The following is a 6,772-nucleotide window of genomic DNA, read 5'->3' on the forward strand; positions in this document are numbered from 1 at the left end:
TGAGGGCTGCCGGCAATCCGGCCCCGCCGGCTCAGGCCGCGCCCGCCGTGCCGGCACAACCACCGGCGCCGCCCGTTCAGGGATTTGACTGAGGCGGGAGCTTCACGCCGGAGTTGTCGGACGAAGTCGATCGACGGACGAGGCTTGCGCCCCGGTCTAGGGTTGGCCGAGGATCTTCTTCGCGGCGCGAAGATGCGGCTTGTCGATCATCTGGCCGTCGAGCCGCAGCGTGCCGGAATTGGGATTGCTCGCGAACGCAGCGATCACCTTCTCCGCCCAGGTCCGTTCGGCTTCCGTCGGCTCGAACGCCGCATTGACGATGTCGACATGCTTGGGATGGATCAGCGCCTTGGCCGAAAAGCCGTCGCGACGCGCGGCGCGCGTCTCCTGCTCGAGGCCTGTGAGATTGTCGATGTCGGTGTAGACCGTATCGATCGGCGCGACCTCGGCTGCGGCGGCCGCCATCAGGCAGAGATCGCGCGCGAGGCGATAGGGACTGTGGAACACGCCGCCCGAGGCTTTCTCGGTGGCACCGAGCGAGGCCGAGAGATCTTCCGCGCCCCACATCAGGCCGGCGAGGCGGGGGGAGCATCCCTTGTAGCTGCCGAGGCCGAAGATCGAGCCGGCGGTCTCCGTCGCGACGCAGACGATGCGCGTTGTGCCGACTGCGATGCCGGCCGCAACTTCCAGCGCTTCGAGCCAGGTCGCGATCTGCCGGACGTCATCGCCGCCCTGCGATTTCGGCAATACGATGCCGTCGGGCTTGCCGGGGATCACCGCGGCGAGATCGGCGAGCGTCATGCCGGTGTCCAGCGCGTTGACGCGGACATAGAGCTGGTGCGGGCCGCGAGAGCCCTTCAGCATCGCCAGAGTTAACCCGCGCGCCCCCGTTTTCTTCTCGGCGACGACGGAATCCTCGAGATCGATGATCAGCGCGTCGGCCTTGCCTTCGCTCGCCTTCTCGAATTTGCGTGGGGAATCGCCCGGCACGAACAGCATCGAACGCATCAGATCGGCCTCTTGTGCATCATCGCCGTGTTGTCCATCTCCGTGACGACCCGGGTCAGCAAGTGTCTGAATTCCTGGCCCACCGAAAAGTCTTCGAAATAAAGTCCGGCCATCGCGGTTTCCTCCCTGCGAAATAACGGCGCGCTCCTCGCGTCGCGCCGCATGACCCTATGCATGGTACACACACTTGATCGACAAATTCACGTATCTGTACCCGGTTTTTCAAGTTAAAGAACGCAAGCGAGGGCACGTCCGGGCGCAGCAATCGGCCACGGCCTTTGAGTGGGAAACGCGAAGAGGAGCGAGATTGCGCGGTCGCGGCTCCCGACCGGGAGATCAAGAATATGGATTTCGCGCTCACTGATCAGCAGGAAGCCATTCGCGACGCCATCGCCAAGATCTGCGAAGGCTTTCCCGACGCCTACTGGCTGAAAAAGGACCACGACGGCGGCTTCCCGCATGACTTCCACAAGGCGCTGGCCGACGCCGGCTGGCTCGGCATCTGCGTGCCGGAAGCCTATGGCGGCTCGGGGCTCGGCATCACGGAAGCTGCGATCATGATGCGCACCATTGCGGAATCGGGTGCCGGCATGTCCGGTGCGTCCGCGGTGCATATCAACGTGTTCGGTCTCAACCCGGTCGTGGTGTTCGGCACCGAGGAGCAGCGCAAGCGCATGCTGCCGCCGATGGTCGCGGGCCGCGAGAAGGCGTGCTTCGCTGTCACCGAGCCGAACACGGGCCTCAACACCACGCAACTGAAGACCCGCGCGGTCGCCAAGAACGACCGCTACATCGTCAATGGCCAGAAGGTGTGGATCTCGACCGCGCAGGTCGCGCACAAGATCCTGCTGCTGGCGCGCACCACGCCGCTGGAGGAGGTGCGATCGCCGACCCACGGTCTTAGCCTGTTCTACACCGATTTCGACCGCAACAAGATCAAGGTCCACGAGATCGAGAAGATGGGCCGCAAGATCGTCGATTCCAACGAGCTGTTCTTCGAGGATTTTGAAATTCCGATGGAGGACCGGATCGGCGAGGAAGGCAAGGGCTTCCAGTACATTCTCGAAGGCATGAACCCGGAGCGCATTCTGATCGCGGCGGAGGCGGTCGGCCTCGGCAAGCTCGCGCTGGCGCGAGCCACCGAATACGCCAAGACGCGCGTGGTGTTCAACCGTCCGATCGGCAAGAACCAGGGCATCCAGCATCCGCTCGCGGTGAACTGGGTCGAGCTCGAGGCGGCCTGGCTGATGGTGATGTCGGCGGCCTGGCAATACGACAAGGGCATGCCCTGCGGCGCTGCGGCCAATGCCGCGAAATATCTTGCGGGCGAGGCGGGCTTCTCGGCCTGCGAGCAGGCCGTGATGACTCATGGCGGCTTCGGTTACGCCAAGGAGTTCCACGTCGAGCGATATTTGCGCGAGGTCCTGATCCCGCGCATCGCACCGGTCAGCCCGCAGCTCGCGCTCAGCTTCATCGCGGAGAAGGTGCTGGGGCTCGCCAAATCGTACTGAGCGAGTCTTGCCGTGCTGCTATTCGGAGGCGATGCGTTCCATCGCCATGGCGCGTAGCCGGGCGCGCTGGATCTTGACGCCGTTGGCGCTGTCGGTGACGGGGAAGGCATCCACGACATAGATTCGCGCCGGTACCTTGTAGCCGGCGAGCCGGTCGCGCAGGTGCGCGATCAGCGCCTCCGGTATCGGCAGCTCCTGTGCCGGGATCACGAACGCGACGCAGCGCGCCTGGCCCTTCAGATCTACGGCGACCACCTGAGCGTCGGCCACACCGGCGCAGGATTTGAGCTCGTCCTCGATCTCGCCGGGGGCGACGAGGAAACCGCCGAGCCTCATCGCATCGCCCGCGCGGGTCTCGTAGACAAAGGAGCCGTCGCCGCGCATCCGGCCGATGTCGCCGGTGCGGAAGAACCCGTCGGCCGTGATCGCATCGCGCGTCGCATCCGGGTTGTTGAAATAGCCGAGGAAGCGCGATGGCGCGCTGATTTCGATTTCGCCGGAAACGCCGAACGACACAACCTCGCCGGTCTCGCTGTCGCGCACGCGCACTTTTGCGTCGGCGGACATCGGCCAGCCGCCGCCCTCGATCCGTTCGGCGAAGGCGTCTCCGGCACGGCCAATCGAGAACAGCGCCTGCACCTCGCTCGATCCGTAGAGACCGAACAACGGCAGGCCGCGCGCCTCGGCCGCCACGGCAAGCTCGCGCCAGCCAGGCTGGAACGCAGCGAAGCCGCAGACTTCCAGATGCTTGAATGGGCGTGGCGCACCGGTGAGGGCGAGGATACGGCGGAACATCTCGTCGGAGCCAAAGGCGTGCGTGATCCGGTGCTCGCTGAGAATCTTCAGGGCCGGCGCCGCCTCGAAGGCATCGAGCACATGGATGGCCGCGCCCGCCGCGACGAAGCCGAGCAGGCTTGTCATGCCAAAAGTGCCGCAGAACGGCAGCATGGCCAGCAGCGAGTGACGCTGCGGATCAAGCTTGAGCGCGTTGGCGACGGAGGTGGCGTGCGTGGCCAGCGTGCGCTGAGAATGCGCGACGAGCTTCGGCCCCTTGGTGGTGCCCGATGTGGTGTAAAGCAGGACCGGCAGGTCGATGTTGTCCTGAGCTGGCGGGGCGGGGGGATAAGCCCTGTCGAAGGCGTCGAAGCGCACGCAGGGCCAGTGCGCCGGGATCGCATCCGCGCCGATCACCGCGACCTTCTGCAGCGCGGGTGCCTCGTCCTTGCCAACATCGGCGAGGATCGCGGCGAAATCGATCGAGCGGAAGGCGGCCTCGACCACCATCAGCTTGGCGCCCGAGAGGCGGAGCAGATGCGCGACGTCGGCGCTGCGGTAGCGTGTATTGACGGCCGCGACGATCGCACCAAGGCGGGCGGCGGCGAACAGCAGCGCGAGCCATTCGATCCGGTTGACCAGCCAGATCGCGACCACGTCGCCCTTGCCGATGCCTTGCGCTGCAAGCCAGGCTGCGCTCTGCCCGATCTTGGCAGCGAATTCCGCGCGCGAAACCGATGTGCCGTCGAATACGAAGGCGGGATCGGCGGCGGCTTCGGTCCGGATCAGCGATTGCAGCGAAGACGCATTGGCACTCATGGCAACCGGAGTAACCTGATCGCGCAAACCTGTCTACTTGGTGCCGAACATCCGGTCGCCGGCATCGCCCAGGCCCGGCACGATGTAGCCGTGGTCGTTGAGCCGCTCGTCGATCGCGGCGGTCCAGATCGGCACGTCGGGATGTTCGCGCTGGAACTGCGCGATGCCCTCGGGGGCGGCGAGAAGGCAGACGAAGCGGATATCGCGGGCGCCGCGGGCCTTGAGCAGGGAGGCGCCGGCGCAGGCCGAGTTGCCGGTCGCCAGCATCGGGTCCATCAGGATCACGGTGCGGTCGGACAGGTCCTGCGGCGCCTTGAAGTAATATTCCACGGCCTGCAACGTCTCGGGGTCGCGGTAGAGCCCGATATGGGCGATGCGCGCCGAGGGCATCAGCGCCAGCATGCCGTCGAGGAAGCCGACGCCGGCGCGCAGGATCGGCGCCAGCGTGAGCTTCTTGCCGGCGATCTTGGGTGCCTGCATGGCCGCGATCGGCGTCTCGATCCCGACCAGCTCCAGCGGCAAATCGCGCGTCACCTCGTAGCCGAGCAGCATCCCGATCTCGTTCAGGATCTCGCGAAAGCTCTTGGTCGAGCGGTCCTTCTCCCGCATCAGGGAGAGCTTGTGCTGGACCAGGGGGTGGGCGACGACGTTGACATTGCCAGTGCTCATGAAACCGATCTACACGGTTCCCTCAAATTGCGCCAGATCAGCCGGGCCTTTTCCGCCGGACGGCTGGCCCCAGCCGGGCATTGCCACCGCCCTACGCGCCCGGTCGCTCGCCTTGTAGGCAGCCATGGTCAACTCGCGATCGATCGCCGTACGCATTGCGTCCATCGTGGGCTGACGCAGACGCTTCTTGGCAGTCGCATGCGACGGCTTGTGGATGGCGCGCAGCGCGGCGATGGTCTCCGCAAGGGTGACGTCGACGGCATCCAGCGCAACCACACGATCCAGGAACCCGGCGGTCAGCGCCTCCTCGGGCTCGTACATTTCACCGAGCGTGGCGGTGCGGCTGAGCCAAGCCGGATGCAGGCGGCTGCGCGCCAGTTCGATGGCAAAGCTCGGCGGCGCGATGCCGATCGCGACCTCATTCAGCCCCATGCGATGCCGCCCGCGCGCGCCCAGCCTGACGTCGCAGGCGAGCAGCAGGAACGTTCCCATCGGATAGGCGTGGCCTTCCATTACACCGACCGTCGGATGTGGAAACGACATCAGCCGCAGCGCAAGCTCCGCGCCGGCGCGGACCATTTCGAGGCTTCTGGCGGCATCGCCGGAGGCGAACACCTTCAAATCGAAGCCGGCGGAGAAGATGCCGGGTCGTGCCGAGCGCAGCACCACGATCTCGGCTTCCTTTTCGGCCCGGTCGAGGGCGGCGCCGATCTCGGCCAGCATGGTCGTCGACATCACATTGACCTTGCCGTCGTCGAGCCCGATCCGCGCGACGCCCTCGTTCACCTCAAAGCTCACTCCCACTGCCATTTGTCTCTCCTGTCATGGACCAGGCTTGACTGTGGGAGGCTGATGTAGACCAATCAATATAATTTCATGCGAAGGGGAGAGCGCCATGCCGGCCGTGCCGAAACACCGCCAGCCCATCATCAATGCCGCGGTGACGCTGTTCCGCCGCCAGGGATTTGCCCGGACCGGGCTGAACGACATCGTCGATGTCAGCGGCGCGCCAAAAGGATCGCTCTACCATTACTTTCCGGACGGAAAATCCTCGATCGCGGTGGCGGCTGTGGAGGAGGCGGGCCGCCGCGTGGCGGCGACGGTCACCAAGCTCGCGGAAGAATGCGGCTCGACCGGCGACCTCTTGCGCGCGCACGCAAGGTTGTTGGCAGGCTGGATGCAGGGCTCCGGCTTTCGCAATGGCTGCCCGATCACGACCGTGCTGCTGGAGCTCGCGCCGCGCGAGCGCGCCGTGTCCGATGCCGGTCGCAAGGCCTATGCGGCGCGATTATCCATTCTGCGCGACAAGCTGCTCGCGGACGGCTTTGCCAGATCTCGCGCCGAAGCGCTCGCGGTGCTCTGCACGTCGGCGCTTCAGGGCGCGCTGATCCAGGCCCGCGTCGAGCGCAGCGGCCGGCCGATCGAGGTCACAGCGGCGGAATTGGCCCGGCTGATCGAGAGGGAGGCGGGGAGCTAGACTCCGAGCCCGCGCGCGAGAAGCGTGATCACGAGCGTCAGGATCGCGCCCCAGATCAGGCTCAGCGTCATGGTCAGGATGGTCACGGTGACCACCTGCTCCAGATTTCCCTTGAGGAGCGGCATGCTGGTCAATCCCCGTCAGGCGTGGAGATGCCAGAGATAGATGGCGGCTCTCAACGCGATCAGGGCGGTGAGCACGCTGCCCATCGAGAGCACGGCTAGCGCATGCAGCGCGAGGCGCTTGAGCTGAGCCATGCGCAGCTTCGATAGCGCCGGCTGACGTTCAGTCCACCGCAGCGGTTGTTCAACGCCATGTGTCAACGTCAACATTTCTGGAGTCCTTGGTGGGTCTAGCGGAAATTGTCGCAAGCGAGCGGCTGGTAAGGCGAGCCCAGCATGGGGTGAACGGAAGGAACGCTCGGCCGCGTCGCGTCTGCGGCCAATTCTCGGACCTCGACGAGGGCCGACAGCACAGCCAGCGCGAGGTCGGCGTGGCGCGCCTCGACCGCGGC

Annotated in this window: 7 protein-coding genes and 1 pseudogene; 2 read left to right on the forward strand and 6 right to left on the reverse strand. The window is 65.7% G+C overall.

Annotated features, from left to right (window positions below; genetic code table 11):
- Positions 1–156: 156 nt before the first annotated feature.
- Together MOV74_RS27610 and MOV74_RS41305 are read right to left on the reverse strand one after the other, a co-directional pair.
- Complete coding sequence (locus tag MOV74_RS27610; RefSeq protein WP_246929740.1) at positions 157–1,008, reverse strand: CoA ester lyase; 852 nt, start codon at positions 1,006–1,008, stop codon at positions 157–159.
- 26 nt (positions 1,009–1,034) lie between these two features.
- A pseudogene (locus MOV74_RS41305) lies at positions 1,035–1,172 on the reverse strand (MaoC family dehydratase); the annotation flags it as partial.
- 180 nt (positions 1,173–1,352) lie between these two features.
- Here MOV74_RS41305 and MOV74_RS27620 point away from each other — a divergent pair.
- A complete protein-coding gene (locus MOV74_RS27620) occupies positions 1,353–2,519 on the forward strand; it encodes an acyl-CoA dehydrogenase family protein (RefSeq protein WP_246929742.1) in 1,167 nt (388 codons plus the stop codon).
- An 18-nt stretch (positions 2,520–2,537) separates the two neighbouring features.
- Here MOV74_RS27620 and MOV74_RS27625 read toward each other — a convergent pair whose 3' ends face one another.
- From MOV74_RS27625 to MOV74_RS27635, 3 genes are read right to left on the reverse strand one after another with little or no spacing between them, the layout of a single operon-like run.
- The gene (locus tag MOV74_RS27625; protein WP_246929745.1) at positions 2,538–4,112 is read right to left on the reverse strand and encodes an AMP-binding protein; all 1,575 of its coding nucleotides are present in this window, start codon (positions 4,110–4,112) and stop codon (positions 2,538–2,540) included.
- Between the two features lie 33 nt (positions 4,113–4,145).
- Positions 4,146–4,781 (reverse strand): uracil phosphoribosyltransferase, encoded by a 636-nt coding sequence (gene upp, locus MOV74_RS27630; RefSeq protein ID WP_246929746.1) that lies wholly within the window; start codon positions 4,779–4,781, stop codon positions 4,146–4,148.
- Between the two features lie 9 nt (positions 4,782–4,790).
- Positions 4,791–5,591, reverse strand: coding sequence for a crotonase/enoyl-CoA hydratase family protein (locus MOV74_RS27635; RefSeq protein WP_246929747.1), 801 nt, complete (start codon positions 5,589–5,591; stop codon positions 4,791–4,793).
- 85 nt (positions 5,592–5,676) lie between these two features.
- On the opposite strand from MOV74_RS27635, the gene MOV74_RS27640 reads away from it, so the two are divergent.
- Positions 5,677–6,258 carry a TetR/AcrR family transcriptional regulator gene (locus MOV74_RS27640; protein ID WP_246929748.1) on the forward strand — a complete coding sequence of 194 codons (582 nt, stop codon included), beginning with the start codon at positions 5,677–5,679 and terminating at the stop codon, positions 6,256–6,258.
- Here MOV74_RS27640 and MOV74_RS40865 read toward each other — a convergent pair.
- On the reverse strand, positions 6,255–6,383 hold the full coding sequence (locus MOV74_RS40865; RefSeq protein WP_258719558.1) for a hypothetical protein: 129 nt from the start codon (positions 6,381–6,383) through the stop codon (positions 6,255–6,257). The two genes, MOV74_RS27640 and MOV74_RS40865, sit on opposite strands and share 4 nt — an antisense overlap.
- Between the last annotated feature and the right edge of the window lie 389 nt (positions 6,384–6,772).

Source organism: Bradyrhizobium sp. SHOUNA76 (genome assembly GCF_023006445.1).
Classification (GTDB): Bacteria; Pseudomonadota; Alphaproteobacteria; order Rhizobiales; family Xanthobacteraceae; genus Bradyrhizobium.